Origin of the sequence: Stenotrophomonas veracruzanensis (assembly GCF_032911525.1) — a bacterium.
Taxonomy (GTDB): Bacteria; Pseudomonadota; Gammaproteobacteria; order Xanthomonadales; family Xanthomonadaceae; genus Stenotrophomonas; species Stenotrophomonas africana.
In genome coordinates this window covers 239,687-264,956 of the sequence record NZ_JAWJTI010000001.1, presented here as the reverse complement: position 1 = coordinate 264,956, position 25,270 = coordinate 239,687, and the positions used below count along the sequence as shown (strand labels likewise).

General features: G+C 66.5%; 22 protein-coding genes. 7 read left to right on the top strand and 15 right to left on the bottom strand.

The features are described 5' to 3' along the window. Positions 1-500 precede the first annotated feature (500 nt). The 6 genes from rodA (R1H25_RS01210) to R1H25_RS01185 all read right to left on the bottom strand — a co-directional run bounded on the left by rodA (R1H25_RS01210) (position 501) and on the right by R1H25_RS01185 (position 7,662). The gene (rodA, locus tag R1H25_RS01210; RefSeq protein ID WP_180835994.1) at positions 501-1,580 is read right to left on the bottom strand and encodes a rod shape-determining protein RodA; all 1,080 of its coding nucleotides are present in this window, start codon (positions 1,578-1,580) and stop codon (positions 501-503) included. Positions 1,581-1,744: 164 nt separating this feature from the next. Next, the gene (gene rodA, locus R1H25_RS01205) at positions 1,745-2,857 is read right to left on the bottom strand and encodes a rod shape-determining protein RodA (RefSeq protein ID WP_010481418.1); all 1,113 of its coding nucleotides are present in this window, start codon (positions 2,855-2,857) and stop codon (positions 1,745-1,747) included. Then, entirely contained in the window at positions 2,854-4,926 is a 2,073-nt protein-coding gene (gene mrdA / locus R1H25_RS01200) for a penicillin-binding protein 2 (RefSeq protein WP_057499478.1), read from the bottom strand. The genes rodA (R1H25_RS01205) and mrdA overlap by 4 nt, the downstream gene beginning before the upstream one ends. A gap of 3 nt (positions 4,927-4,929) precedes the next feature. Beyond that, positions 4,930-5,415, bottom strand: a complete 486-nt coding sequence (gene mreD, locus R1H25_RS01195; RefSeq protein ID WP_049443989.1) for a rod shape-determining protein MreD — start codon at positions 5,413-5,415, stop codon at positions 4,930-4,932. Then, positions 5,412-6,494, bottom strand: coding sequence for a rod shape-determining protein MreC (mreC, locus tag R1H25_RS01190; RefSeq protein WP_049443987.1), 1,083 nt, complete (start codon positions 6,492-6,494; stop codon positions 5,412-5,414). Before mreC ends, mreD begins: the two co-directional genes overlap by 4 nt. 121 nt (positions 6,495-6,615) lie before the next feature. Continuing rightward, positions 6,616-7,662, bottom strand: a complete 1,047-nt coding sequence (locus tag R1H25_RS01185) for a rod shape-determining protein (RefSeq protein ID WP_005419402.1) — start codon at positions 7,660-7,662, stop codon at positions 6,616-6,618. 283 nt (positions 7,663-7,945) lie between these two features. On the opposite strand from R1H25_RS01185, the gene R1H25_RS01180 reads away from it, so the two are divergent. Next, positions 7,946-8,884: a carbohydrate kinase family protein gene (locus tag R1H25_RS01180; protein WP_049443985.1), complete on the top strand. Its 939-nt coding sequence runs from the start codon at positions 7,946-7,948 to the stop codon at positions 8,882-8,884. Between the two features lie 143 nt (positions 8,885-9,027). On the opposite strand, the gene R1H25_RS01175 is transcribed toward R1H25_RS01180, so the two are convergent. The 4 genes from R1H25_RS01175 to ubiE form a co-directional block, all read right to left on the bottom strand. After that, on the bottom strand, positions 9,028-9,663 hold the full coding sequence (locus tag R1H25_RS01175; protein WP_317222383.1) for an HAD family hydrolase: 636 nt from the start codon (positions 9,661-9,663) through the stop codon (positions 9,028-9,030). Next, complete coding sequence (locus R1H25_RS01170) at positions 9,651-10,382, bottom strand: hypothetical protein (RefSeq protein ID WP_049443981.1); 732 nt, start codon at positions 10,380-10,382, stop codon at positions 9,651-9,653. The genes R1H25_RS01175 and R1H25_RS01170 overlap by 13 nt, the downstream gene beginning before the upstream one ends. Before the next feature lie 124 nt (positions 10,383-10,506). Further along, complete coding sequence (locus R1H25_RS01165; RefSeq protein WP_317222381.1) at positions 10,507-12,435, bottom strand: M1 family metallopeptidase; 1,929 nt, start codon at positions 12,433-12,435, stop codon at positions 10,507-10,509. 183 nt (positions 12,436-12,618) lie between these two features. Then, entirely contained in the window at positions 12,619-13,380 is a 762-nt protein-coding gene (ubiE, locus tag R1H25_RS01160; RefSeq protein WP_005411082.1) for a bifunctional demethylmenaquinone methyltransferase/2-methoxy-6-polyprenyl-1,4-benzoquinol methylase UbiE, read from the bottom strand. 80 nt (positions 13,381-13,460) lie between these two features. On the opposite strand from ubiE, the gene R1H25_RS01155 reads away from it, so the two are divergent. The 4 genes from R1H25_RS01155 (at position 13,461) to R1H25_RS01140 (ending at position 15,273) form a co-directional block, all read left to right on the top strand. Beyond that, entirely contained in the window at positions 13,461-13,913 is a 453-nt protein-coding gene (locus R1H25_RS01155; protein WP_005411083.1) for a nucleoside deaminase, read from the top strand. 198 nt (positions 13,914-14,111) lie between these two features. Then, positions 14,112-14,372, top strand: coding sequence for a hypothetical protein (locus R1H25_RS01150; protein WP_049443978.1), 261 nt, complete (start codon positions 14,112-14,114; stop codon positions 14,370-14,372). A 75-nt stretch (positions 14,373-14,447) separates the two neighbouring features. Beyond that, on the top strand, positions 14,448-14,783 hold the full coding sequence (locus tag R1H25_RS01145; protein WP_005411085.1) for a hypothetical protein: 336 nt from the start codon (positions 14,448-14,450) through the stop codon (positions 14,781-14,783). A gap of 67 nt (positions 14,784-14,850) precedes the next feature. Continuing rightward, a complete protein-coding gene (locus R1H25_RS01140) occupies positions 14,851-15,273 on the top strand; it encodes a low affinity iron permease family protein (protein ID WP_005411086.1) in 423 nt (140 codons plus the stop codon). A 145-nt stretch (positions 15,274-15,418) separates the two neighbouring features. Here R1H25_RS01140 and smeF read toward each other — a convergent pair whose 3' ends face one another. The 3 genes from smeF to smeD all read right to left on the bottom strand — a co-directional run bounded on the left by smeF (position 15,419) and on the right by smeD (position 21,249). After that, positions 15,419-16,819, bottom strand: a complete 1,401-nt coding sequence (smeF, locus tag R1H25_RS01135) for a multidrug efflux RND transporter outer membrane subunit SmeF (RefSeq protein ID WP_317222379.1) — start codon at positions 16,817-16,819, stop codon at positions 15,419-15,421. A 110-nt stretch (positions 16,820-16,929) separates the two neighbouring features. After that, positions 16,930-20,052: a multidrug efflux RND transporter permease subunit SmeE gene (smeE, locus tag R1H25_RS01130; protein WP_317222377.1), complete on the bottom strand. Its 3,123-nt coding sequence runs from the start codon at positions 20,050-20,052 to the stop codon at positions 16,930-16,932. 12 nt (positions 20,053-20,064) lie between these two features. Next, complete coding sequence (gene smeD / locus R1H25_RS01125; RefSeq protein ID WP_317222376.1) at positions 20,065-21,249, bottom strand: multidrug efflux RND transporter periplasmic adaptor subunit SmeD; 1,185 nt, start codon at positions 21,247-21,249, stop codon at positions 20,065-20,067. 208 nt (positions 21,250-21,457) lie between these two features. Between smeD and smeT the strand changes: the two genes are divergently transcribed. Both smeT and R1H25_RS01115 read left to right on the top strand, forming a co-directional pair. After that, complete coding sequence (smeT, locus tag R1H25_RS01120) at positions 21,458-22,117, top strand: efflux transporter SmeDEF transcriptional repressor SmeT (protein ID WP_005419430.1); 660 nt, start codon at positions 21,458-21,460, stop codon at positions 22,115-22,117. A 45-nt stretch (positions 22,118-22,162) separates the two neighbouring features. Continuing rightward, positions 22,163-23,155, top strand: a complete 993-nt coding sequence (locus tag R1H25_RS01115) for a Gfo/Idh/MocA family oxidoreductase (protein ID WP_317222375.1) — start codon at positions 22,163-22,165, stop codon at positions 23,153-23,155. Positions 23,156-23,250: 95 nt separating this feature from the next. Here the strand turns inward: R1H25_RS01115 and hslU are convergent, their stop codons facing one another. Beyond that, positions 23,251-24,624, bottom strand: coding sequence for an ATP-dependent protease ATPase subunit HslU (hslU, locus tag R1H25_RS01110; RefSeq protein WP_049443969.1), 1,374 nt, complete (start codon positions 24,622-24,624; stop codon positions 23,251-23,253). 94 nt (positions 24,625-24,718) lie between these two features. Beyond that, on the bottom strand, positions 24,719-25,270 hold the full coding sequence (gene hslV / locus R1H25_RS01105) for an ATP-dependent protease subunit HslV (protein WP_005411093.1): 552 nt from the start codon (positions 25,268-25,270) through the stop codon (positions 24,719-24,721).

Sequence of the window (25,270 nt, the reverse complement as noted above, 5' to 3'; positions counted from 1 at the left end):
TGGAGTTGGTCGCTGAAAGCAAAAGCCGCGGGTGGGCCGGTCGGGTTGGGTACGCGGGGGACGCCGTGAATCCGTCCCTGGAGGCTTGTCAGCCGCATCCATGCGGCTGACACCGCCGCGTACCCAACCCGACCGGCCTCTGACAGATTTCGGAGGTCTGCCACCCACGGAGAAGAAAAAGAAGATCAAAAGCGGATCGCGACGCTACGCTTGCTCGTGAGCCGAGCATGGCTCGGCTCTACAGGAAGCAATGAAGCGGGCGGCCAAGCTGCTTTTGCTTTTGATCTTCTTTTTCTTCTCCGTGGGTGGACGAACACGGAATCTGCCAGCGGCCGGGTGGGTGGGCAGTGCGGGGTGTCCGCGGCATGGATGCCGCGGCCAAGCCCCCATGGATGGGTTCACGGCGTCCCCGCACTGCCCACCCACCCGGCCAGCCCTCAGCAATCCGGCTTTCAGCGACCAACTCCACCCACGAGGGGCTGCGCCGTTGGCTGGAAACCCTATCCCCCGTGCACGGGCCGGTGCCCACGCACCGCCATTACCAGTCCGATGCCGGCCAACAGCGAGACCGCCGATGTCCCGCCATAGCTGATCAACGGCATCGGAATGCCCACCACCGGCAGCAGGCCGGAAATCATGCCACCGTTCACCAGTACGTAAACGAAGAACGCCAGCCCCAGGCTGCCGGCCAGCAACCGTGCATGCGTGTCGCGCGCATGCACTGCGATCCACAGGCAGCGTCCGACCACGAACAGGTACAGCGCGAACAGCGTCGCCACACCGATCCAGCCGAATTCCTCGGCCAGCACCGAAAACGCGAAGTCGGTCGTGTACTCGGGCAGGAAATCCAGCGTGGCCTGGGTGCCCTGCCCCCAGCCACGCCCCTGCCAGCCACCAGAACCGATTGCGATGCGTGACTGCAGGATGTTCCAGCCGGTGCCGAGCGGATCTGCCGCCGGATCGAGGAAGGTCAGCACGCGATCTTTCTGGTACTGACGCAACAGACCGAACCACGCCAGTGGTGCGGCCACCGCCAGCCCCGCCGCGCCGATGGCCACCCAGCCCCAGTGCAGGCCCGCGAGCAACAATGCGAATACGCCACTGGCAGTGACCAGGGTGGCAGTGCCGAGGTTCGGCTGCATCAGGATCAGCACCGCCGGCACGCCGATCAGCGCTGCGGCGGCCAGCACCGTGCGTGGCGACGGCGGCAACGGCTGCCGGTGCAGGTACCAGGCCATCATCAACGGCAGGCTGAGCTTGAGCAGCTCCGACGGTTGCAGGTAGAACACGCCGAGGTTGAGCCAGCGCTGCCCATATTTGCCGGTGCCGATGACGTACACCGCCATCAGCGGCAGCATCGACAGCGTGTACAACGCCGGAGTCCACGCGCGCAGGCGCAGCAACGAAACACGCGACAGCAGCCACATCGCCACCAGGCCACCGGCAAAGCGCGCCGCCTGCCCGCCCACCGGGCCGGACACGCTGTGCAGCACCGCCAGTCCCGCGGCCATCAGGATCAACAACGCGACCAGCAACGGCAGGTCGATCGTGCGCACCGCCTCACGGCTGCCGCCAAGCATTCGTTTCCATTCCACGTCCGCCACGGTAGCAACGGGCGCTTGCGTGAAGCTGTCATGGTGCTTCTGCGTTTGTAGCGTCGAGCCATGCTCGGCTTGGGGCCGGCACGCGCTGTACGGAAGGCAGTCGAGCATGGCTCGACTCTACAAAGGCTGCGGAGCCGGGCTCAGCCGTAGCCGCCGTGTACGGGGTTGTGGCTACGCACGGCCATCACCAATCCGAAGCCAGCCAGCAGTGACACCGCCGAGGTACCGCCGTAGCTGATCAGCGGCATCGGCACGCCCACCACCGGCAGCAAGCCGGAAATCATCCCGCCGTTCACCAGCACATAGACGAAGAACGCCAGGCCGGTAGCGCCGGCCAGCAGGCGCGAATAGGAATCCCGCGACTGGCTGGCGATCCACAGGCAGCGCCCGATCACCACCAGATACAGTGCCAGCACGGTAGCCACGCCGATCCAGCCGAATTCCTCGCTCAGCACCGAGAACGCGAAGTCGGTGGTCTGTTCGGGAATGAAGTTCAGGTGTGACTGCGAGCCTTCGCCCCACCCCTTGCCATCGAAGCCGCCGGAACCGATCGCGATCTTCGACTGGATGATGTTCCAGCCAGCACCCAGCGCATCCATCTCCGGGTCGAGGAACATCATGATGCGGTCCTTCTGGTAGGGCCGCAGCAGCCAGAACCAGGCCACCGGCGCGACCGCGGCCACGCCGCCCACACCCAGGCCGACCCACCACCACGGCAGGCCGGCCAACAACAGCACGAACACGCCACTGGCGGCGATCAGCACACCGGTACCGAAGTCCGGCTGCAACATCACCAGGCCGGTGGGCACGCCGATGATGACCAGGGCCACGAGCACGGTGTTGAAGCGCGGCGGCAGCGGCATCTTGTGCAGGTACCAGGCCACCATCATCGGCAGACTGACCTTCAGCAGCTCGGCCGGCTGCAGGTAGAAGAACTTCAGGTCCAGCCACTGCCGGCCATATTTGCCGGTGCCCAGCACGAACACCGCCAGCAACGGGATCATCGAGATCGCATAGATCATCGGCGTGGCCGAGCGGATGCGCAGGATCGGCACCCGCGAGATGCCCCACAGCGCGGCCATGCCCACTGCGAAGCGCGCGCCCTGGGCCATTACCAGGCCGTCGCCACCGGCACTCTTCAGCGTGGCCAGGCCGATCACCATCAGCGCGCCCAAGGCCAGGCACAGCACCCAGTCCAGCGTGCTGAAGAAGCGGCGCAGCATGTCGCCGGCCCAACGCAGGAACACTCTCATCGTGCGGGCTCCGCGGTGGTCGGGCGCGGCGTGGCAGGCAGCGCGGCGGCCTGCGAACCCGGCTGCGGCGCAGGCGCCGGTTCCGGTGCGGGTACACCGATCAGCACCGGATGTTCTCCAACCTGTGCAGCGGCAAGGTCGCCGGCCTGGCGCGCACCCGCGTCTTCGTTGTCGAACGCGGTGGCGCCGATGGCGGTGGTACCGCGCTCACTGTCCAGCGGCTCCATGCCCTCCGGCATCTTGCCCAGCAGATACGCATCGAACACCTTGCGGGCGATCGGCGCGGCGGCCGAGCCACCATAGCCACCGCCTTCCACCGCCACCGCAATCGCGATTACCGGGTTGTCCGCCGGCGCGAAGCCGACGAACAGCGCGCGGTGGCGCAGATGCATCGGCAGGCTCTTCGGATTCACTGCGGCGGTGCCCTTGCGGCTGATGACCTGTGCAGTACCGGTCTTGCCGGCCATCACGTACGGCGCACCGACCGCCACGCGCCAGCCACTGCCGCCGGGCCGCATGGTGGCCATCATGCCTTCGCGCACGGCCTGCAGGTTGTTGGGGTTGGGGCTGACCGGCTTGGTCTCGCCAGGCGACGTCGCCGCCCAGTCGCTGTCGAAACCTTCGCGCTGCTGGATCACCAGGTGCGGGGTGCGCAGCTGGCCGTCGGCCAGCGCGCTGACGCCGCGCGCCAGCTGCAGCGGGGTGACCTTCCAGTCGCCCTGGCCGATGCTGATGTTGACCGTATCGCCGGGGTACCAGGCTTCCTTGCGGCTCTTCCGCTTGTAGGCGGGCGACGGCAGGATGCCGCCGATCTCGCCGGTGAGGTCGATGCCGGTCGGCTGGCCGAACCCGTAGTACTCCATGTAGTGGTCGAAGCGCTCGATGCCCAGGTCCAGCGCCAGCTTGTAGTAATAGGTGTTGACCGATTCGGCGATCGACTTGCGCAGGTCGGTCCAACCATGGCCGCCACGGTGGGCGTCACCCCAGCCGCGCGAGGTGCCCGGCAGGTAGAACATGCCGGTGGACAGCACCTTGTCTTCCGGGCGACGCACGCCGGAGTCCAGGCCGGCCAGGCCGATCAGCGGCTTGAGCGTGGAACCGGGGGCGACACCACCAAGTACCAGGCGGTTGAACTGCGGCCGCGACGGGTTTTCGTTCAATGCCTTGAAGTCGGCATGGGAAATGCCGTTGACGAACAGGTTGGGGTCGTAGGACGGCAGGCTGACCATCGCCAGCACTTCGCCGGTGCGCGGGTCCATCGCCACCGCCGAGCCTTCCTGGTCACCGAAGGCGGCCACCATGGCGCGCTGCAGGTCGGCGTCGATCGACAGCCGCAGGTCGGCACCGGACTGCGCGGCGACGCGGCCGATGGTGCGGATCGCACGGCCCTGCACGTTGGTCTCTACCTGTTCGTAACCGACCTTGCCGCGCAGTTGCTGCTCGTAATAGCGCTCCAACCCCGACTTGCCGATGTGGGTCAGTGCTGCGTTGCCCTCGCCGAGGATCTCCAGATCCTTGTCATCGACGCGGCCGACGTAGCCGATGATGTGCGCGAACAGGTCACCGTAGGGGTAGCGCCGGGTCAGGTAGGGTTCCAGCTCGACACCGGGGAACCGCCAGCGGTCGACGGCGAAGCGCGCCATTTCCTCGTCGCTCATGCGCAGCTTCAGCGTGACCGGCAGGAACTTGCGCCGCGCCTTGCGCGACTTGTTGAACGCTTCCAGCTCTTCCGGGCTGATGCTGATGATCTTTGCCAGCCCTTCGAGGGTGGCGTCCATGTCCTTGACCTTGTCCGGGGTCACGTCCAGGCGGAAGGCCGGCACGTTCTCGGCCAGCAGGCGGCCGTTGCGGTCGTAGATCATGCCGCGCCCGGGCACCACCGGCCGTGGCTTGATGCGGTTGGCTTCCGAGCGCGTGGCGTAGACGTCGTGGTCCAGCACCTGCAGCTTGAAGTACCAGCCGCCCAGGCCCAGCAGGCAGACCAGCACGCCCAGGAAGCCCAGCGCCGCGCGGCGGCGGAACTGTTCGGCTTCGGCGTGCGGATTCTTGACCTGGCGACGCGGGATCATGGCTCAGCGCCCACGCTTGCCGAAGCGCACCGCATCCAGCAGCACGAACACCAGCGGCCACAGGCCCATGCCCAGCAGCGGTGCCCACCAGTACGACCACGGCAGGGTGGGTTCACCGACCAGGATGTGCACCAGCGCGCTGACGATGCGGTCGTTGAACAGCAGGCCGCCGATGGCCAGCATCTGCTGCGACATCGGGAAGAAGCGGATGCGGGCGCGGAAGCGCTGCAGGATGAAGGCCAGCATCACCAGCCGCAGTGCCTGTTCGCCGAGCACGCCGCCGTACAGCAGGTCGGCGATGACGCCACTGGTGAAAGCGACGCCCAGGCCGACGCGCTCGGGCGCTTCGATCACCCAATAAGCCAGCACCAGCGCCAGCCAGTACGGGCGCAGCGGCTGCAGCAGCGCCGGCAACGGCAGCAGACCCAGCAGCAGCGCCACCACCAGGCTGGCCGGCAGCACCCACGGGTTGTCGCGCAGGCGGCTCATCGCTGGGCCTCCGCAGCGGGCGGGGGCGGTTCAGTCGCTTGCGGCACGGTCGACGCGGCTTTGGCTGGCGATGGGGCAGCCGGCGTTGCCGTCGCAGGCGCAGGCGTTGCCGCCACCGAAGCCGGGCCCGCGGCAGGCGAAGTGGCAGGCGGCGCTGTCGGCGCCGGTACAGCGGCACCGGTGGCCGGGCCACCCGGGGCGGTTTCTTCCAGCTGCAGGCGCAGGTTCGGCGGAATACGGATCGCAGCGCCGGGGCGCAGCAGCAGCACATCGCGGCCGCGGTCCAGCTGGGCGGCCGGCTTCAGTTCGCCAACCAGGAAGGCATGGGTGTCGTCCGGGCGCAGGCCGGTGATGGTGCCGACCGGGAAGCCAGCCGGGAAACGGCCACCGAGGCCGGAGGTGACGATCTCATCGCCCACTTCCACGCCGGCGCTGAGCGGAATGTCGCGCAGTTCCAGCTTGTCGCCGCGGCCGTAGACGATCAGGCGCACGCCGTTGCGGGCCACGGTCACCGGCACCGCGTGGTCGGGGTCGGTCAGCAGCAGCACGGTGGAGGTACCGCCAGTGACGCTGATCACCTGGCCCATCAGGCCGCCGGCATCGATCACCGCCTGGCCGACGTGCACGCCTTCGCGGCTGCCGGCGTCGAGTACCAGGCGCTGCTTCACCGGGTCCAGGTCGATGTCCAGGATCGGCGCCAGCTGCACGTCCAGGCCACTGCGCTCGGCCACGTTCAGCAGTTCGCGCAGCTGGGCGTTGTCCAGCGCGGCGGTCTGCAGGCGGGTCAGGCGCGCGTTGGCCAGCAGCAGCTGGTTGCGCAGTTCACGGTTCTCGTTGACCAGCTGGCCGTGGCTGGCCGCCGAATCCTTGACCTGGTTGCCGAGCTTGCCCGGCAGGCCCGCCAGTGCCCATACCGGCTGCACCAGGCTGTTGGCCTGCCCGCGCAGCTGAGCGAGCCAGCCGGCCTGGTCGTCAAGCACGATCAGGGTGATGGCCAGTGCGAGATAAGCCAGCAGACGCAGCGGGCTGGCGGCATCACCGGATCGGGAAGCAACGGGAGGTCCGGCGTAGGGCGGCACGGCAACGATTCAACTGGCAGAAGGCGGAAGGGAAACACGCGGGCGCCCCGCCGGTGCCGGCCCACCTTCGAGGTGGGCCGCACCCCGGAGGGGCGCTGCGGGCGCAGGCAGCCGGGACGGCTTATTCCGGCGCAAAGAACTCGTTGCCGTGCATGTCGACCAGCTCCAGCGCACGGCCACCGCCGCGGGCCACGCAGGTCAGCGGATCGTCCGCCACCTGCACGTGCAGGCCGGTTTCCTCGGAAATCAGGCGGTCCAGGTCACGCAGCAGGGCGCCACCACCGGTCAGCACGATGCCGCGCTCGGCGACGTCGGCGCACAGTTCCGGCGGGGTCTGCTCCAGCGCCAGCTTGACCGCGCTGACGATGCCCGACAGCGGCTCGTGCAGGGCTTCAAGCACCTCGTTGGAGCTGATCTTGATCATCTTCGGCACGCCCTCGGCAAGGTTGCGACCGGAGATTTCCATCTCGATCACTTCCGCCTGCGGGTAGGCGCAGCCCAGCTCCACCTTGATGCGTTCGGCGGTGGCTTCACCGATCAGCATGCCGTGGTTGCGGCGCACGTAGTTGGTGATCGACTCGTCGAAGCGGTCGCCACCGATGCGCACCGACGCCGAGTAGACGATGCCGTTGAGCGAGATCACCGCCACTTCGGTGGTGCCGCCGCCGATGTCGATGACCATCGAGCCACGCGCTTCGGTAACCGGCATGCCGGCGCCGATCGCAGCGGCCATCGGTTCTTCGATCAGGAACACATCACGGGCACCGGCTTCCTCGGCCGATTCCTTGATCGCGCGGCGCTCGACCTGGGTCGAACCGGCCGGCACGCAGACCAGCACGCGCGGGCTCGGGCGCAGCACGCGCGACTTGTGCACCTTCTTGATGAAGTGCTTGAGCATCGCCTCGGTATAGGTGAAGTCGGCGATGACGCCGTCCTTCATCGGGCGGATGGTGGTGATGTGGCCCGGGGTACGGCCAAGCATCTGCTTGGCTTCGGCGCCTACGGCTGCCACCGAGCGGGTGCCACCGATGGCACGGTCCTGACGCACGGCCACGACCGATGGCTCGTTCAGCACGATCCCCTGCCCGCGCACGTAGATGAGGGTGTTGGCCGTGCCCAGGTCGATGGACAGGTCGTTGGAGAACATGCCACGGAGTTTCTTGAACATCTGAGGAAGGAGTCCTGAGGGGTGTCGTGCCCGCCGCGGGATGGCGAAAAAATGGGCAGAAATCGAGGCCGACAAGCCTAGCAACCCGCCTGCCGCCGAGCAAGGAAAAAACTAGCTGAACCCGCGTCTTCACAGGCTTTCGGCCTGATCGGGTCTCACCCGCTTCTGGCCCTGAGCGGCACCAGCGGGTAACCTTTGCGCCGTCGGGCGCCCAAGGGCGCCGTTTGCTTGCCCGCCGAACCGGGCCGGCCCACCCCAAAATTCACCGCATAGGCTTACATCGATGTCCGCTCTGATCTGTGGTTCTCTTGCCTTCGACACCATCATGGTGTTCCCGGACCAGTTCAAGAATCACATCCTGCCGGACAAGGTGCACATCCTGAACGTGTCCTTCCTGGTGCCGCGCATGCGCCGCGAGTTCGGCGGCTGCGCCGGCAACATCGCCTACAACCTGCACCTGCTGGGCGGCCAGCCGATCCCGATGGGCACCGTGGGTTCGGACTTCGGCCCGTACCGCGAGTACTTCGAAGGCCTGGGCATCGACCTGTCGCGCGTGCGCGTGATCGATGAGCTGTTCACCCCGCAGGCGTTCATCACCACCGACCACGACAACAACCAGATCACCGCCTTCCACCCGGGCGCGATGATGCGTTCCTACGAGAACCACGTGCGTGGCGTGCCGGGCGTGACCCTGGGCCTGGTCGGCCCGGACGGCCGCGAGGGCATGATCCAGAACGCGCAGGAATTCCACGAAGACGGCATCCCGTTCATCTTCGACCCGGGCCAGGCCATGCCGCTTTTCAACGGCCCGGAACTGCGCGAGTTCATCGAGCAGGCCGACTACGTGGTGGTGAATGACTACGAGTCGAACCTGCTGCAGGAACGCACCGGCTGGGACGAGAAGGAGATCGTCAGCCGGGTCAAGGCCTACATCACCACCCGCGGCCCGAAGGGCGCGGTCATCCACACCCCGGAAAAGAGCTACGACATCCCGCCGGCGCACGAGCGCCGCGTGGTCGACCCGACCGGCTGTGGCGACGCGTTCCGTGCGGGCCTGATCTACGGCATCCAGAAGGGCTACGACTGGCTGACCATCGGCCGCATGGGCAACCTGATGGGCGCACTGAAGGTCGAGCACCCGGGCACGCAGAACCAGCGCTTCACCTTCGACGAGTTCAACGAGCAGTTCAAGCAGCAGTTCGGTTACGCGTTGAACGCGTAAACGAACTGCCCACGCATCCCACCTTGTCCCCGCGCCTTCGGCGCGCCCCCTTGAACAACAAGGGGGCTTTCCACCCGATGTGCTGCTGGGAATGCTGTTGGTAGGTGTCGACCTTGGTCGACACTGCCGGCCAGCGGCCGGCACTACCCCTTCTGCTGCCAGGCCGCCAGCAAGGCGCGGCAATCGGCGAAATGCCAGTCGGCGCTGCCGGGCCACGGGTTCTCCGGCAGGTTGACCAGCACGGTATGTGCGCCCGCGGCACGGCCGCACTCCAGGTCGTAGGCGTGGTCACCGACCATCACCGCCTGCGCAGCCCCGATGCCCCAGCGACGAAGATGCTGCTGCAGGCCATCCGGCGAGGGCTTGGGCACCGCTTCATCGCGGCCGATGATGTCGGCGTCGTCGAACAACGCCCCGACCCCGATCGCCTCCAGCGTCAGCTTTGCCAGCGCATGATCGTTGCGGGTCAGGATGCCCAGCCGGCAGCCTGCCGCGGACAGCGCGCGCAGCAGCTTCACCGCACCCGGCGCCGGCAGCGCCTCCTCGGCCAGCGCACGTTCGTGATCCAACAGCCACTCGCGCTTGGCCTGCGCCGGCGCATCCGGCAGCGCTGCGATATGGTCGAGGATGTCTTCCTCTGCGGCGATCTCCAGCGCGCGGCGGATTGCGGCGAAATCATGCACGGCCACAGTCAGCGTGCCATCCATGTCGAACACCCAGTGCCGGATCGCGGACAAGGCGTGCACTGCGATGCCCGCCGCAACCTTCACTGCCACCACTGCGGCATGCGGCTGGCGTCGACGCCACCGGTTTCGAAAACGGCGGTGCGGGTACCACCGGCCTTGACCGGGAACTCGATGCTGATCGACTTGCCCTTGCGCGCCAGCTTCCACAGCGCCTTCTGGTCGGTGATGAACAGGGCAATGGCTTCATCGGTCTTCGGGCGCCACGCCGCCATGGAAATCGGCTTGCCGTCGTCCACGGTCACTTTCACCGTGCACTGCGGGCAACGGAAATCGCCGGCCTGCAGCACCAGATACGCATGCCGCTTCCACTCCGGGTGATCGCGGAACACCAGCTGCACCGGCTTGGCGCCGCTGCCATCCACGTCCACCCGTTCCTTGCTGTAGATCTGCGCCGAAACCTGGTTGCCCTTGTTGCCCACCGGAATCTGGTTGTACTGCCATAGCGCCTGCATGCGGCGCAGGTCGCGCGCGGCATCACCCTTGGCTTTGACCTCATCGAAGCCTGCGGCGATGCGCTCGGCGGCGGCGGTGTCCTTGTACTGGTCCAGCAGCGAGGCGCCATGCAGGCGCGCACGCTCCCAGTCCTGCGCGGCCACGGCCATGTCGTACTGCTTGGCCACGTCTTCGGCCTTGGCCTCCTTCTGCGCCTGCACGGCGGCCGCGGCGGCTTCCTGCGCCTTGCGCTCTTCCTCGGGGTTGCTGCAGGCGGCCAGGGCCAACGTACAGGCGGTGAGCAGGATCAGTCGATTCATGGTGGAGGTCCTTCGTGTATTCGCGATTCTGTAGAGTCGAGCCATGCTCGACTGCTGTTGAAGAGCCAGTCGAGCATGGCTCGACTCTACAAAAAAAGCGCCGGGGGATGCCCGGCGCGTTTTCTTACTTGGCTTCGGCCTTGGCCAGCATGTCCTGGACCGAGGCGGTGGTGATCGGGTGGTACCCCGGCTTGGCCTTTTCGAAGGCCTGCTTGGCCAGTTCCAGCCCCTTCGGAGTCTTCACCAGTTCGGCGTAGATCGGCAGGATCAGCTTGCGACGGCCGACGCGCTCGATGAACGCAGCCGCGCCTTCATTGGCCTGCTCGTAGCCGCTGCGGATCGCCAGCGGGTACCAGCGCATGGCGATCTCGCCATTCGGGGTGCCGGTGAAGTGGAAGGCCTTGTCCAGCGTGGCCAGCTTGTCCAGCGGCTGGGTCGCGCCCAGGCCGTCGATGAAGCGCACCCATTCCTGCGTGCTCCAGTCGGCGATGACCTGGCTGCTCGGCACGGTGCCGGCGCTGGCGAAGGCGATGCGCGCGGTATCGACGCTGCTGAAGTTGCGCGACTGCGCCTTGGCCGCGAACGCCGGAATGCCCGGCTCGTCCAGCCATGCCTTCAGCTCGGCCTCGGTCACTGCCGACGGCTTCTTCGGCAGCAGGTTCTTCTTCATGTACGCGACGAACTGGTCGGTGTTCGCGCTCTGGAAGGCGTGGTCATCGAACCAGCCACGCAGGAACGGATCGAAGGTCTCGCGGCCGAAGCGCTGTTCCAGGAATTCCAGGAACCATGCACCCTTGACGTAGGCCACCTGGCTGAGGGCTTCGTCGGGGTCGCGCTCGTTCAGCGGCGGCAGCGCCAGCGCCTGGTCGGCCGGGCTCATGTCCTTCACTTCGGCCAGCAGGTCGGTCTGGTCGATCTGCTTCTCCATCTCGGCCATCTCCTTGCCATACAGCGCTTCGGTGATGCGGCCCTGGACGTAGGTCGTGAAGCCTTCATTGAGCCAGATGTCCTTCCAGCTGGCGTTGGTCACCAGGTTGCCCGACCAGCTGTGCGCCAGTTCGTGGGCGACCAGCGAGACCAGCGACTTGTCGCCGACAATCACGGTCGGGGTGGCGAAGGTCAGGCGCGGGTTTTCCATGCCGCCGAACGGGAACGACGGCGGCAGCACCAGCATGTCGTAGCGGCCCCAGCGGTATTCGCCGTACAGCTTCTCGGCGGCACCGATCATCTTCTCGGTGTCTTCGAATTCCTTGGCGGCCTTGTTGACCATGGTCGGCTCGGCCCAGACGCCGGAGCGGCCGGAGATCGGCTCGAACACCAGGTCGCCGGCGGCGATGGCCAGCAGGTAGGACGGAATCGGCTGCGGCATCTTGAAGGTGTAGTCACCATCACGCGCGGCCTTCGGATCGTTGTCGGCGCTCATCAGGACCATTACGTCCGGGCGCGAGACCACGTGCGCGCTGTAGGTGAAGCGCACGCTCGGGGTGTCCTGCAGCGGCACCCAGGAACGGGCATGGATGGCCTGCGACTGGCTGAACATGAAGGGCAGCTTCTTGCCTTCGGTCATCGACGGCGCCAGCCACTGCAGGCCCGAGGCGGTCGGTGCGGTGTGGTAGGTCACCTCCACCTTGGCCGGCTGTTCCGGGGTCTCGATCGTCAGCTTGCTGCCGAACACCTTGTCGACCGGGGCCAGCGCGAACTGCAGCGGGCTGCGCGCGCCATCGGCACCGACGGCCTCGACCTTGGACACGGTCAGCTCGCGGATGTCGAGCACCAGCTGCTTGGCGTCCTTCTGCTTCCATTCCAGGGTGTAGGTGGCGGTGCCGCCGATCTGCTTCTGGTCGAAATCCAGCTTCAGGTCCAGCGCGATGTCCTTGATGACGACCTTGTCCGGCTCGGCGTACGAGCTTTCGTCGTGGCTGCGGTTCTCGGCGTTCACGGGGGCGGCGGGGGCCTTTGCGGCAGTCGGGGCGGCGGCGGGCGCGGCCGCCTCCTGGGAGCAGCCGGCGGCCAGGGCCACGGCCAGCGGAAGGAGCATCAGCGGATTACGCATGAATCGGGACCGTTACGGGGATCAAACCCCAATGGTACCTCCCTCCGGCCCCGCAGGCGTTGCGCGGTGCGGGGTAATGGCGGACACAGCGCCGGTAGTGGCGGCCGCTGGCCGGCAACCCCGTCGCCCGGTGATTGGCCGCGCAGATGCCGGCCAGCGGCCGGCACTACCGGAACAACGGGCTTACAGCTTGTAGCCGGAGTGGATCGAAACGATGCCGCCGGTCAGGTTCTTGTAGTGGCAGCGCTCGAACCCGGCCTGCCCCATCATCGCCTTCAGTTCATCCTGCGGCGGGTGCTTGCGGATGCTCTCGGCCAGGTACTGGTAGCTGTCCGAGTCATTGGCGAACAGCTTGCCCAGCTTCGGCAGGATCTTGAACGAGTGGAAGTCGTAGATCGGCTTGAACCAGTCTGCGGTGACTTCGGAGAACTCCAGCACGCGGGCCTGGCCGCCGACCTTCAGCACGCGGTACATCTCGCGCAGGCCGGCGTCCTTGTCGGTCACGTTGCGCAGGCCGAAGGCGATGGTGACCAGGTCGAAGCTGTTGTCCGGGAACGGCAGGGCCTCGGCGTTGCACTGCACGTAGTCCAGGCCGAGCACCAGGCCGCGGTTGGTCAGGCGGTCACGGCCGACCGACAGCATGCCGGCGTTGATGTCGCCCAGCACCACCGAGCCCTCGGCGCCAACGCGCTCCTTCAGCAGGGCGGCGATGTCGCCGGTGCCTCCCGCCAGATCGAGCACGCGGTCGCCCGGCTTCACCTGCGCGGTGGCCACGTAGTAGCGCTTCCACGCCCGGTGCACGCCCAGGCTCATCAGGTCGTTCATCAGGTCGTAGTTGCGCGCGACCGAGGTGAACACCTGGCCGACCAGCTTCTGCTTGTCCTTGGCGGCGACGTCGCGGAACCCGAAATGGGTGGTACCGGCTTTGTAGGGGGATTCGCTCATGACCCCGATTATCGCACCGCCGGGGGCCAGCGGCACCCCCTGCCCGTATCATGGCGGGCCACGACTTACCGGAGCCCCGCATGATCACCACGCCCGACTACCAGGCCCTGCTGCAGACCGCCATCGCCGAAGCCCGCCAGGGCTTGGCCGAGGGCGGCGTGCCGATCGGCGCGGCGCTGTACCACAACGACGGCCGCCTGCTCGGCTGCGGCCACAACCGCCGCGTGCAGGAAGGCGACCCGTCCGTGCACGGCGAAACCGATGCGTTCCGCAAGGCCGGCCGCCAGCGCCGTTACCAGGACACGATCATGGTCACCACCCTGGCACCGTGCTGGTACTGCTCGGGCCTGGTGCGCCAGTTCAACATCGGCACCGTGGTGGTGGGCGAATCGCGCACCTTCCAGGGCGGCATCGACTGGTTGCGGGAAAACGGCGTCAACGTGATCGACCTGGACAGCCAGGAATGCGTGGACCTGCTGGGCGGCTTCATTGCGCAGCACCCGGAGATCTGGAATGAAGACATCGGTGAATGATCACCACGCAGTGTCCTGTTGAACCCGTTTAATGAACGCTTCAGTGCCGGCACGCCCTAGTGCCGGCAGCGTTTGCGGCCGTTGCCGTGAACCCGTGCACAGTCAGCTGCGCAGCGTGCACACGCTGCGGTAACACCCCGCCCGGCTGCCGCGCCTAGGGTGGGGTTACCGGGACTTCTTTCCCCGGCGGAGCCAGCCATGTGCGCGCACGCCGTACGACCCACGCCAGACTCGATCCTCGATCCGATCCGCGAACGCCTGCAGCGGCAATATGCACTGCACCGGCGCGGCGCCTTGTTCTGGACCGCCTACCAGCGCATGCAGCTGGAGCTGGTCCATCACCATCCGCTCGACCACGAGCGTCTGTGCAACGCGATGGCCAACCTGGCCGAAGATCTCGGTGCCGTCGAGCATGCGCAGTTGATCGGCCATGCCAACGCCAGCTCCACATCCCGCTGACGCGGCATGCACCGCCACATACGCCACACTCCGATGAACCCCCACTCCCTTTCCACTCAACCGAACTGGATTGTCATGCACGCTGAAGTCCCCACCATTCCTCCGGTCATCAACGTTGACGCCGAGCTGGATCACTGGCGCCGCCAACATGCCGAAGGCGCACTGCCGCACAACTCGTTCGGCTCGTACGTGCCGTGGATCAAGTTCGCCTGCGATTCGCTGATCACCCAGCCGCGCGCCAGCGAGGCCGAACGTGACGAGATGTTCCAGACCCAGTACGCCCTGCAGATCATGCCGCGGCTGAGCGAAGCCCAAGCCCGCGAGTTCGTCGACCGTTGCTGGCAGCACGTCTACCAGAGCAGTCCGGTGCGCAGCCTGCAGGCACCGCGGCTGCAGCGCATGCGGGCCTGACCGCCGCTGCACGGCGCCTGCACGGGCCACTGCCGATCATCCTCGTCACCTGAGTGGGACGACGACGATGAAAGTACGAAACCTGTTCAATACGATCGCCAAGAAGGCCGCGGCCGCCACCGGCTCGCCGTGGACCTTCCTGGCTGCAGTAGCGATCGTGGTGATCTGGGGCATCAGTGGCCCGGTGTTCGGCTTCAACGACACCTGGCAGCTGGTGATCAACACCGGCACCACCATCATCACCTTCCTGATGGTGTTCCTGATCCAGCACACGCAGAACGCGGACACCGCCGCGATGCAGATCAAGCTGGACGAGCTGATCCGGGCGACCGCCGAAGCCAACAACGAACTGTTGGATCTGGAAGAACTGGACGAAGCGCGCCTGGAAGAGATCCGCGCCGAGTACGAGCAGATGGCGCGCGAAGCCGGCGATGCGCTGGCGCGCGTTCGCGCCTGCCACGCCGCGCGGCGCGACGATGAAGCGGTGTAGCGGGCCCCGGAATGACAATGCCGGCCAGCGGCCGGCACTACCATCGATCTTCAGGCAGGTGCCAACCCTGGTTGGCACGGATGCGTCAGCGCAGGCGCCTGGCCCTGTGCCAACCAAGGTTGGCACCTACCAGAAGAAGCGCGGACTAGCCGCGCTCGTGCCAGCCGCCGCCCAGCACCTTGTACAGGGTGATGCGGTTGGACTGCTGGGCCAGCTGCGCCTGCAGCTGGGTCTGCTGCGCGTTGTAGGCGGTACGCCGCGCATCGAGCAGGGTGACGAAGCTGTCCAGCCCCGCGTCGTAGCGGGCCTGTGACAGGCGGTTGGCCTGTTCGGCCGCTTCCACCAGGCGCTGCTGTGAACTCACCTGCTCGTCCAGGCTGACGTTCAATGCCAACGCATCGGCGGTTTCGCGGAAGCCCACCTGGATCGACTTCTCGTACTGCGCCAGTGCGATATCACGATCGGCGTTGGCGATGGCCAGGTTGGCGCGCAGCTTGCCGCCCTGGAAGATCGGAAGGGTGATCTTCGGCAGGAAACTCCACACCCGCGTTCCACTGTCGAACAGGTTGGACAGTTCACTCGAGCCACTGCCGATGCTGCCAGTCAGCGAGATGCTCGGGAAGAACGCTGCGCGTGCCGCACCGATGTTGGCGTTGGCGGCCAGCAGCTGGTGTTCGGCGGCCATGATGTCCGGGCGCTGCAGCAGCACGTCGCTGGGCAGGCCAGCCGGCGGCGGTGCCAGCGCCAGCAGCTGCGGTTCGATGCTGTCCGGCAGCAGTGCCGGATCCAGCTGGCCACCCGCCAGCAGCGCCAGCGCGTTGCGGTCCTGGGCCAACTGGCCCCGCAGGCGTGCCGCATCCGTCCGTGCGGTCTCGACCAGGGTACGGGTCTGGGTGAGTTCCAGCGCCGAACTGCCACCACGCTCGTGGCGGGCCTCGGCCAGGCGCAGCGAATCCTCGTAGGTCTTCAGCGTTGCATCGGCGATCTTCAGCCGCTGCGCGTCGGCACCATAGGTCAACCACGCCGTCGCGGTCTCGGCCACCAGGCTCAACTGCGCGTTGCGGCGGTTGGCGGCCACGGCGAAGTACTGCTGCAGCGCCGCTTCACTTAGATTGCGCACGCGGCCGAACAGATCCAGCTCGAACTCGGCCACGCCGACACCGGCGGTGAACTGCTCGGTGACACCGGCGTCGGTACCACGGCGGTCCATCTGGCCGGTGACGGCCACGCCGGGTACGCGATCGGCGCGCTGCACGCGGTACTGGCCGCGCGCGCGTTCAACATTGAGCACGGCCACACGCAGGTCGCGGTTGTTCTGCAGCGACTGGTCGATCACCTGCTGCAGGCGCGCATCGGTGAAGAAATCGCGCCAGCCGACGGCGGCGACATCGGCCACCTCGCCCTGCGCGGCCTCGGCCGGCCACTGCGCCGGAATCGCCGGAGCGACAGCGGTGTTCTTCGGCACCAGGGTGGAGCAGCCGGCGAGCACGAGCGCTGCGGTAATGGAAAGGAACAGGGATGTACTTTTCATGGGGATGACTTCCATCGGTACTGCCGGATGGCAGGAGGTAGTGCCGGCCGCTGGCCGGCAACCTCGTTAGACTCACATCAAGCGAGCAGTAGGTGCCGGCCAGCGGCCGGCACTACCGTTTCAGGTCACGTCGCGGATTTGCGCTTGAACACGCGCTGCACCACCACGAAGAACAGCGGCACGAAGAACACGCCGAGCAGGGTGCCGACGATCATGCCGCCGAGCACGCCGGTGCCGATCGCCTGCTTGGCGCCGGAGCCCGCACCGGTGGAGATCGCCAGCGGTACCACACCCATGCCGAAGGCCAGCGAGGTCATCACGATCGGGCGCAGGCGGTCGCGCACGGCGTGCATGATCGATTCGATCAGGCTGGCGCCCTTCTCCAGGTTTTCCTTGGCGAACTCGACGATCAGGATCGCGTTCTTGCTGGTCAGGCCCACCGTGGTCAGCATCGCCACCTGGAAGTAGATGTCGCGTTCCAGGCCCTTGAAGGTATTGGCCAGCACCGCGCCGAGGATGCCCAGCGGGGCCGCCAGCAGCACTGCGGTCGGCACGCTCCAGCTTTCATACATCGCGGCCAGGCACAGGAACACGATCATCAGCGACAGCGTGTACAGCAGTGGCGTCTGCGAGCCGGCCTGGCGCTCCTGGTACGACATCGCCGTCCACTCGATGCCGAAGCCCGCCGGCAGCTGCTTGGCCAGCTGTTCGATCTCGGCCATGGCATCACCAGAGGCGACACCCGGGGCCGGCTCGCCCTGGATTTCCATGGCCGACACACCGTTGTAGCGCTCCAGCCGTGGCGAACCGTAATCCCAGTGCTTGGTGGCGAAGGCGCTGAACGGCACCATTTCGCCCTTGTCGTTCTTCACGGACCAGAGGTCGAAGTCCTCCGGCACCATGCGGAACGGCTGGTCGGCCTGCACGAACACGCGCTTGACGCGGCCACGATCGACGAAGTCGTCGATGTACGAGCTGCCCCAAGCGGCAGCCAGCGTGCCGTTGATCTGGTCGATCGACAGCCCCAGCGAGGTCGCCTTGGCCGCGTCGATGTCGATGCGGAACTGCGGCGTGTCTTCCTGGCCGTTCGGGCGCACGTTGGCCAGCTTCTTGCTGCCGGCAGCGAGGCCCAGCAACTGGTTGCGTGCAGCCACCAGTGCCTCGTGGCCCTGGCCGCTGTTGTCCTTCAGGAAGAAGGTGTAGCCCGACGCGGTACCCAGCTCCGGAATGGCCGGCGGCGGGAAGGCGAAGATGAAGGCATCCTTGATCTGGCCCAGCGCTGCCATGGCGCGGCCAGTGATCGGCATCACGCCATTGTCGGCGTCACGCTCGCTCCAGTCCTTCAGCTTGACGAACGCCATGCCGGCGTTCTGGCCCATGCCGGCGAAGCTGAAGCCCTGCACCGAGAACACCGAGTCCACCGCATCCTTTTCGTTCTGCAGGAAGTGGTTTTCCAGTGCTGCGATCGATTCCAGCGTACGTTCCTGGGTGGCACCGACCGGGGCCTGCACCAGCGCCATCAGCACGCCCTGGTCTTCGTTGGGCAGGAACGAGCTGGGCAGGCGCACGAACAGCACGCCCATCAGCACGAACAGCGCTGCCACGATGCCCATGAAGCGCCACGGACGGTGGATGATGCCGCGCACGCCACGCTGGTAGCTTTCGCTGGTGCGGTCGAAGCCACGATTGAAACCGTTGAAGAAGCGACCGGCCAGGCCGCGGTGGGCGACGTGGTGCTCGCCCTTCTTCAGCGGCTTGAGCATGGTCGCGCACAGCGCCGGGGTCAGCACGATCGCGACCAGCACCGACAGCGCCATCGCCGAAACGATCGTGGCCGAGAACTGGCGATAGATCACGCCGGTGGAACCGCTCATGAAGGCCATCGGCACGAACACGGCCGACAGCACCAGGCCGATACCCACCAGCGCGCCGGTGATCTGGCCCATCGACTTGCGGGTTGCTTCAAGCGGCGACAGCCCCTCCTCGGACATGATGCGCTCGACGTTTTCCACCACCACGATGGCATCGTCCACCAGCAGGCCGATCGCCAGCACCATCGCGAACATGGTCAGCATGTTCACCGAGAAGCCCAGCATCGACAGCACGCCGAAGGTACCCAGCAGCACCACCGGCACGGCGATGGTCGGGATCAGGGTGGCGCGGAAGTTCTGCAGGAACAGGTACATCACCACGAACACCAGCACGATCGCTTCGATCAGGGTCTGCACCACACCCTTGATCGACACGCGCACGAACGGAGTGGTGTCGTACGGGACCTCGGCCTTCAGCCCGGCCGGGAAGAAGCTCTTCATGTCCTCCAGCGCGGCATTCACGCCAGCGGCGGTATCCAGCGCGTTGGCGCCGGTGGCCAGGGTGACCGCCAGGCCGCTGGCCGGCTGGCCGTTGTAGCGGGTGACGAAGTCGTACGATTCCGCACCCAGTTCGACGCGGGCGACATCACCCAGGCGCAGCTCGGCACCGTCCTGCGCACCGCGCACGATGATGTTGCGGAACTGTTCCGGGGTCTGCAGGCGCGACTGCGCGTTGATGGTGGCGTTGAGCTGCTGGCCCTTGATCGACGGCGCACCGCCGAGCTGGCCGATGGCGACCTGGGCGTTCTGTGCCTTGACCGCTGCGGTCACTTCCGCAACCGACAGGCCATAGGTATGCAGCTTGTTCGGGTCCAGCCAGATACGCATGGCGTACTTGCCACCGAACACCTGGATGTTGCCCACGCCCGGCACGCGGCTCAGACGGTCGACGACATTGGATCCGACGTAGTCGGCGATGTCGTTGGCGTCCATGCTGCCGTTCTCGGACACGAACGCGATGACGTTCAGGAAGCCCGAGCTGGACTTGGCCACGTTGATGCCCTGCCGCTGCACTTCCTGCGGCAGCAGCGGCATGGCCAGCTGCAGCTTGTTCTGCACCTGCACCTGGGCGATGTCCGGGTTGGTGCCGCTCTCGAAGGTCAGGGTGATGGTGGCCTGACCGTTGGACGAGCTGTTGGAGGAGAAGTAGATCAGGCCATCAAGGCCCTTCATGTTCTGCTCGATGATCTGCGTCACCGAGTCCTCGACCACCTTGGCCGATGCACCCGGGTAGGTGGCGCTGATTTCCACCGCCGGCGGTGCGACGTTGGGGTACATCGAGACCGGCAGCTTGAACAGGGCCAGGCCGCCGGCGAGCATGATGATGATGGCGATGACCCATGCAAAGATGGGTCGATCGATGAAAAAGCGTGCCATGGGGTTCTCCGCTTACTTCGCGCCGCCGGCCGGGGCCGCAGGCTGGGCGGCCGCCGCCGGCTTGGCCGGAGCAGCGCCCTTCTCGGTGGCCTTGACCGGCATGCCGGGGCCGATCTTCTGCAGGCCTTCGACGATGACCTTGTCGCCGGCCTTCAGACCGTCCTCGACCAGCCACTTGTCACCGACCGTGCGGCTGACCTTGACCGGGCGCACCTCAACCTTGTTGTCCTTGCCGACCACCATCGCGGTGGTGTCGCCCTTCGGATCGCGGGCGATGCCCTGCATCGGCACCAGCACTGCATCGCTGCGCACGCCGCCGCCGATCACCGCGCGCACGTAGGTGCCCGGCATCAGCAGGCCATCCGGGTTGTCCACCTTCACGCGCAGGCCGAAGCTGCCGGTGGCCGGATCGACGCTGACTTCGGAGAACTCCAGCGTGCCCTTGTGCTCGAAGGTGCTGCCGTCTTCCATCAGGATGCTGACCGGCAGCGTCTGGTTATCCTGCAGGCGGCCAGCGGCCAGCTCACGGCGCAGCTGCAGCAGCTCGGCCGAGGACTGGGTCAGGTCGACGTAGATCGGGTCCAGCTGCTGCACGGTGGCCAGTGCATTGGCCTGGCCGGCGCTGACCAGCGCACCCTGGGTAACGCTGGACTTGCCGATGCGGCCACTGATCGGCGCGGTGATGCGGGCGTAGCCCAGGGTCACGTTGGCCGCATCCAGCGAGGCCTTGGCGGCACCGACGTCAGCCTCGGCCTGCTTCTGCGCGGCCACGGCGTTTTCCAGATCCTGCTGGCTGACCGCGTCGACCTTGGCCAGTTCGGTGATGCGCTTTGCACTCAGGCGGGCGGCGTTGGCCGTGGCTTCGGCGCGGGCCAACTGCGCGCGAGCGCTGTTGGCCTGGGCACGGTAGCTGGCGTCCTCGATCTGGTACAGCGGCTCGCCGGCCTTGACCATGCCGCCTTCGGTGAACAGGCGCTTGGCGACGATGCCATTGACCTGCGGGCGCACTTCGGCAACCAGGAAGGCATTGGTGCGGCCCGGCAGTTCGCGGGTCAGGCCCACGGTCTCGGACTTCAGCGTGACCACGGTGACGTCACCCGGGCCCTGTTCGGGGGCCTGGGGTTGGCCGCCACAGGCAGCCACGGTCGCGGCGATGGCCAGCGACAGCGCGATGGGTCGGATTCGGCTCAGCAACATGACGGAAAGGCTCTTAGGGGAAGGAATCTCAAAACGCTCTGATACAGGCTGAAAGCGCCAGCAGGCAACGCTCACCGGCGGGGAGCAGCAGCCGGCGACGGCCTGCCACGCACGCGGCGGGAATGATGGGACGGAAATATACATACATGCGTGTTTGTTTGTAAACCGGTACAATTCAGCCACGTTTCACCCGCACTCGTACCCATCCATGGCCCGCAAGACCAAAGAGGACACCCAGGCAACCCGGGAAGGCATCCTTGACGCCGCCGAAGCCTGTTTCCATGAACACGGCGTGGCCCGTACCACGCTGGAGATGATCGGCGCCCGCGCCGGCTATACCCGTGGCGCGGTGTACTGGCACTTCAAGAACAAGAGCGAGGTGCTGGCCGCGATCGTCGAGCGCGTGCACCTGCCCTTCATGCAGGAACTGGAGCGCACCTCCACCGACCAGCGCGACACCCCGGTGCACGACCTGCGCGCGGTGATGATCCACTCGTTCATCGAGCTGTCCGAGGACGAGCGCCTGCGCAAGACCATGGAGATCATGCTGCGCAGCGATGCGTCGGCTGACACCAAGGTGCTGACCGAGATGCAGCAGGCTGGTTTCCGCGATGCGCTGGACCGGATGGAGCGCGCCCTGCGCCGTGCCCGCGATCTGGGCCAGCTGCGCGAAGGCGCCGACCCCAAGATCGCCGCGCGCATGCTGCACGCCACCGTGCTGGGCGTGCTGCACGGGGCGATGGTCGAACCGGAACTGATGGACCTCAAGCGCGACGGCATGCTCGCACTGGACATGACCCTGGCCGCCTACGTGAAGGACGGCGTGTTCGTGCCCGGCACCGTGCCCGAGCCGCTGCCCGAAGCGTGAGTGGCGCTGCCGCCGCCACCCTGGCACCCATGTGAGGACAGCCCCATGATCCTGGACAACGTGGTGTGGGGCTTCATCGGTTGCGGCAGTGTCACCGAGAAGAAGAGCGGACCCGCCCTGGCCAGTACACCCGGCTCACGGGTGGCAGCGGTCATGCGCCGCAATGCGGCGTTGGCCGAAGATTACGCAAGGCGCCATGCCATTCCCCGGTGGTACGCGGAAGCCGATGCGCTCATCGCCGATCCGGAAGTGAACGCGGTGTACGTCGCAACGCCGCCCTCGACGCACATGCAGTACGCGCTGCAGGCGATCGCCGCGGGCAAGCCGGTCTACATCGAAAAGCCCATGGCCATGGATCACGCGGAATGCGAACGCGTGCTGGAGGCCAGCGCACGCCGTGGCGTGCCCGTGTTCGTGGCCTATTACCGCCGCGCCCTGCCTCGCTTCGCACAGGTGAAGCAGCTGCTGGACAGCGGTGCGATCGGCACGCCGCGCAGCGTGCGCGCGTCCCTGCATCGGCCGCATTCGGCGAATGCCGCATCGCCGGACTTCTGGCGGACCAACCCGGCGATCGCCGGCGGCGGGCTGTTCGTCGATCTGGGCTCGCATACCCTGGACCTGCTCGACCATCTAATGGGCCCGCTGAGCGATGTGCGTGGCCTGGCCAGCTCGTTGACCGGCGCCTACGCCGCCGAGGACAGCGTTTCGATGTGCTTCCGCACTGGAATGGGCGCGCACGGTATCGCGCACTGGAGTTTCTGCGCGTTCCGCCGCCAGGATGAGGTCGAGATCACCGGCGACCGCGGGCAGCTGCGCTTTGCCATCTTCGAGGATGTTCCAGTCGTTCTGGAGACCGAAGCGGGCGTGCAGGTGTTCGATATCCCGAACCCGCCATCGGTGCAGCAGCCGTTGATCGCCTCCCTCGTCGAAGAACTGCGTGGCAACGGCCGTTCACCTTCGACCGGCCTCAGTGCCGCCCGCACCAGTGCAGTGATAGATCAGGTGCTGCAGGACTATCGCACCCGGCACCCGCACTGACCGCCAACAAAAAAGGCCGCCTTTCGGCGGCCTCTTCTGTTGCAGTGGGCGGGGCAGAGTCATCGCCAGGGCGAGGGATCCGACCCCAACGGGCATTACAGGATGTAGCGGCTCAGGTCCGGGTCCTGCACCAGCTCGCCCAGGTGCTTGTCAACGTAGGCGCTGTCGATGGCCAGGCTTTCACCATCGCGGTCCGGCGCCTCGTAGCTGAGCGAATCCAGCAGGCGTTCCAGCACGGTGTGCAGGCGGCGGGCACCGATGTTCTCCTGGCGCTCGTTCACCTGGAAGGCGATCTCGGCCAGACGATCAATGGCGTCGGCGGTAAAGCTGACCTTGACGCCCTCGGTGGCCAACAACGCTTCGTACTGCTTGGTCAGCGCGGCCTTCGGCTCGGTCAGGATCCGTACGAAATCACCCTTGCTCAGCGCGCCCAGTTCCACGCGGATCGGGAAGCGGCCCTGCAGTTCCGGAATCAGATCGCTGGGCTTGGCCAAATGGAACGCGCCCGAGGCGATGAACAGGATGTGGTCGGTCTTGATCGTGCCGTACTTGGTGGACACGTTGGAGCCTTCCACCAGCGGCAGCAGGTCGCGCTGCACGCCTTCGCGGGAGACATCGCCGCCACCGACGTTATCGCCACGCTTGGCGACCTTGTCGATCTCGTCGATGAAGACGATGCCGTGCTGCTCGCAGGCCTCGATCGCCGCGGTGCGGATGTCGTCCTCGTTGACCAGCTTGCCGGCTTCTTCCTCGATCAGCAGCGGACGCGCAGCCTTGATGGTCAGCGTGCGCTTGTGCGCCTTGGCCCCACCGCCGAGGTTGGCGAACATCGACTTCAGCTGCTGGCCCATTTCCTCCATGCCCGGCGGGGTCATGATGTCCATGCTGACGTTGGCGGCCAGGTCGAGTTCGATCTCGCGTTCGTCCAGCTCACCATTGCGCAGCATCTTGCGGAACTTGATGCGGGTCTCGTTGTCCTGCGCCGACGGCTCATTGCGCGCGACTTCCGGATCGAAACCGATGCCGCCACTACGGCGCGGCAGCAGTGCGTCGAGGATGCGGTCTTCGGCGCGCTCTTCGGCCTGTGTACGCACGCGCACCTTGGCCTGTTCGCGATAGAGCTTGACAGCGGTATCTGCCAGGTCGCGGATGATCTGCTCGACGTCTTTGCCGACGTAGCCGACTTCGGTGAAGCGGGTGGCTTCAACCTTCACGAACGGTGCGTTGGCCAACGTGGCCAGGCGGCGCGCGATCTCGGTCTTGCCGACGCCGGTCGGGCCGATCATCAGGATGTTCTTCGGCATCACTTCATTGCGCAGCTCAGGCACCAGCTGCATGCGGCGCCAGCGGTTGCGCAGGGCGATGGCCACGGCGCGCTTGGCGTCGTGCTGGCCCACGATATGCCGGTCCAGTTCCTGCACGATCTCGCGCGGGGTCATGGTGGCGGAGGAAACTTCGATCTTCGACATGGATGTGCTCACGAATTCAGATGCATGTAGAGCCGAGCCATGCTCGGCTGACGGGCAGCCCTGCCGAGCATGGCTCGGCACTACAGAAGAGCGATCACAGCTCCTCGACCACCACGTTGCGGTTGGTGTAGATGCAGATGTCGCCGGCGATGCCGATCGCTTCGCTGGCAATGGTGCGCGCATCCAGTTCGGTGTGCGCCATCAGCGCGCGTGCGGCCGACAGTGCATAGGAACCACCGGAGCCGATGGCGATGATGCCGTCCTCCGGTTCGATCACATCACCGGTGCCGCTGATGATCAGCGAGGTTTCCTTGTCGGCCACCGCCAACAGGGCCTCAAGCTTGCCGAGGCGACGCTCGGTGCGCCAGTCCTTGGCCAGCTCGACCGCCGCACGTTGCAGCTGGCCGTGCTTTTCCAGCTTGGCCTCGAACAGCTCGAACAGGGTGAACGCATCGGCGGCGGCACCGGCGAAGCCGGCCAGCACCTGGCCATCACGGCCAAGGCGGCGCACCTTGCGCGCATTGCCCTTCATCACGGTGTGGCCCAGCGTGACCTGGCCGTCGCCGGCAATGGCCACGTGCTCGCCGCGACGGACGCAGACGATGGTGGTGGCGTGGAAAACGTTGGGGTTCTGACTGGGGTCCAT

Bases quoted from the DNA above. Each gene is read 5' to 3' on its own strand.
- rodA (WP_180835994.1), bottom strand. From the start codon at position 1,580: ATGCTTGGCGGCAGCCGTGAGGCGGTGCGCACGATCGACCTGCCGTTG.
- rodA (WP_010481418.1), bottom strand. From the start codon at position 2,857: ATGAGAGTGTTCCTGCGTTGGGCCGGCGACATGCTGCGCCGCTTCTTC.
- mrdA (WP_057499478.1), bottom strand. From the start codon at position 4,926: ATGATCCCGCGTCGCCAGGTCAAGAATCCGCACGCCGAAGCCGAACAG.
- mreD (WP_049443989.1), bottom strand. From the start codon at position 5,415: ATGAGCCGCCTGCGCGACAACCCGTGGGTGCTGCCGGCCAGCCTGGTG.
- R1H25_RS01185 (WP_005419402.1), bottom strand. From the start codon at position 7,662: ATGTTCAAGAAACTCCGTGGCATGTTCTCCAACGACCTGTCCATCGAC.
- R1H25_RS01180 (WP_049443985.1), top strand. From the start codon at position 7,946: ATGTCCGCTCTGATCTGTGGTTCTCTTGCCTTCGACACCATCATGGTG.
- R1H25_RS01170 (WP_049443981.1), bottom strand. From the start codon at position 10,382: ATGAATCGACTGATCCTGCTCACCGCCTGTACGTTGGCCCTGGCCGCC.
- R1H25_RS01165 (WP_317222381.1), bottom strand. From the start codon at position 12,435: ATGCGTAATCCGCTGATGCTCCTTCCGCTGGCCGTGGCCCTGGCCGCC.
- ubiE (WP_005411082.1), bottom strand. From the start codon at position 13,380: ATGAGCGAATCCCCCTACAAAGCCGGTACCACCCATTTCGGGTTCCGC.
- R1H25_RS01155 (WP_005411083.1), top strand. From the start codon at position 13,461: ATGATCACCACGCCCGACTACCAGGCCCTGCTGCAGACCGCCATCGCC.
- R1H25_RS01150 (WP_049443978.1), top strand. From the start codon at position 14,112: ATGTGCGCGCACGCCGTACGACCCACGCCAGACTCGATCCTCGATCCG.
- R1H25_RS01145 (WP_005411085.1), top strand. From the start codon at position 14,448: ATGCACGCTGAAGTCCCCACCATTCCTCCGGTCATCAACGTTGACGCC.
- R1H25_RS01140 (WP_005411086.1), top strand. From the start codon at position 14,851: ATGAAAGTACGAAACCTGTTCAATACGATCGCCAAGAAGGCCGCGGCC.
- smeF (WP_317222379.1), bottom strand. From the start codon at position 16,819: ATGGAAGTCATCCCCATGAAAAGTACATCCCTGTTCCTTTCCATTACC.
- smeE (WP_317222377.1), bottom strand. From the start codon at position 20,052: ATGGCACGCTTTTTCATCGATCGACCCATCTTTGCATGGGTCATCGCC.
- smeD (WP_317222376.1), bottom strand. From the start codon at position 21,249: ATGTTGCTGAGCCGAATCCGACCCATCGCGCTGTCGCTGGCCATCGCC.
- smeT (WP_005419430.1), top strand. From the start codon at position 21,458: ATGGCCCGCAAGACCAAAGAGGACACCCAGGCAACCCGGGAAGGCATC.
- R1H25_RS01115 (WP_317222375.1), top strand. From the start codon at position 22,163: ATGATCCTGGACAACGTGGTGTGGGGCTTCATCGGTTGCGGCAGTGTC.
- hslU (WP_049443969.1), bottom strand. From the start codon at position 24,624: ATGTCGAAGATCGAAGTTTCCTCCGCCACCATGACCCCGCGCGAGATC.
- hslV (WP_005411093.1), bottom strand. From the start codon at position 25,270: ATGGACCCCAGTCAGAACCCCAACGTTTTCCACGCCACCACCATCGTC.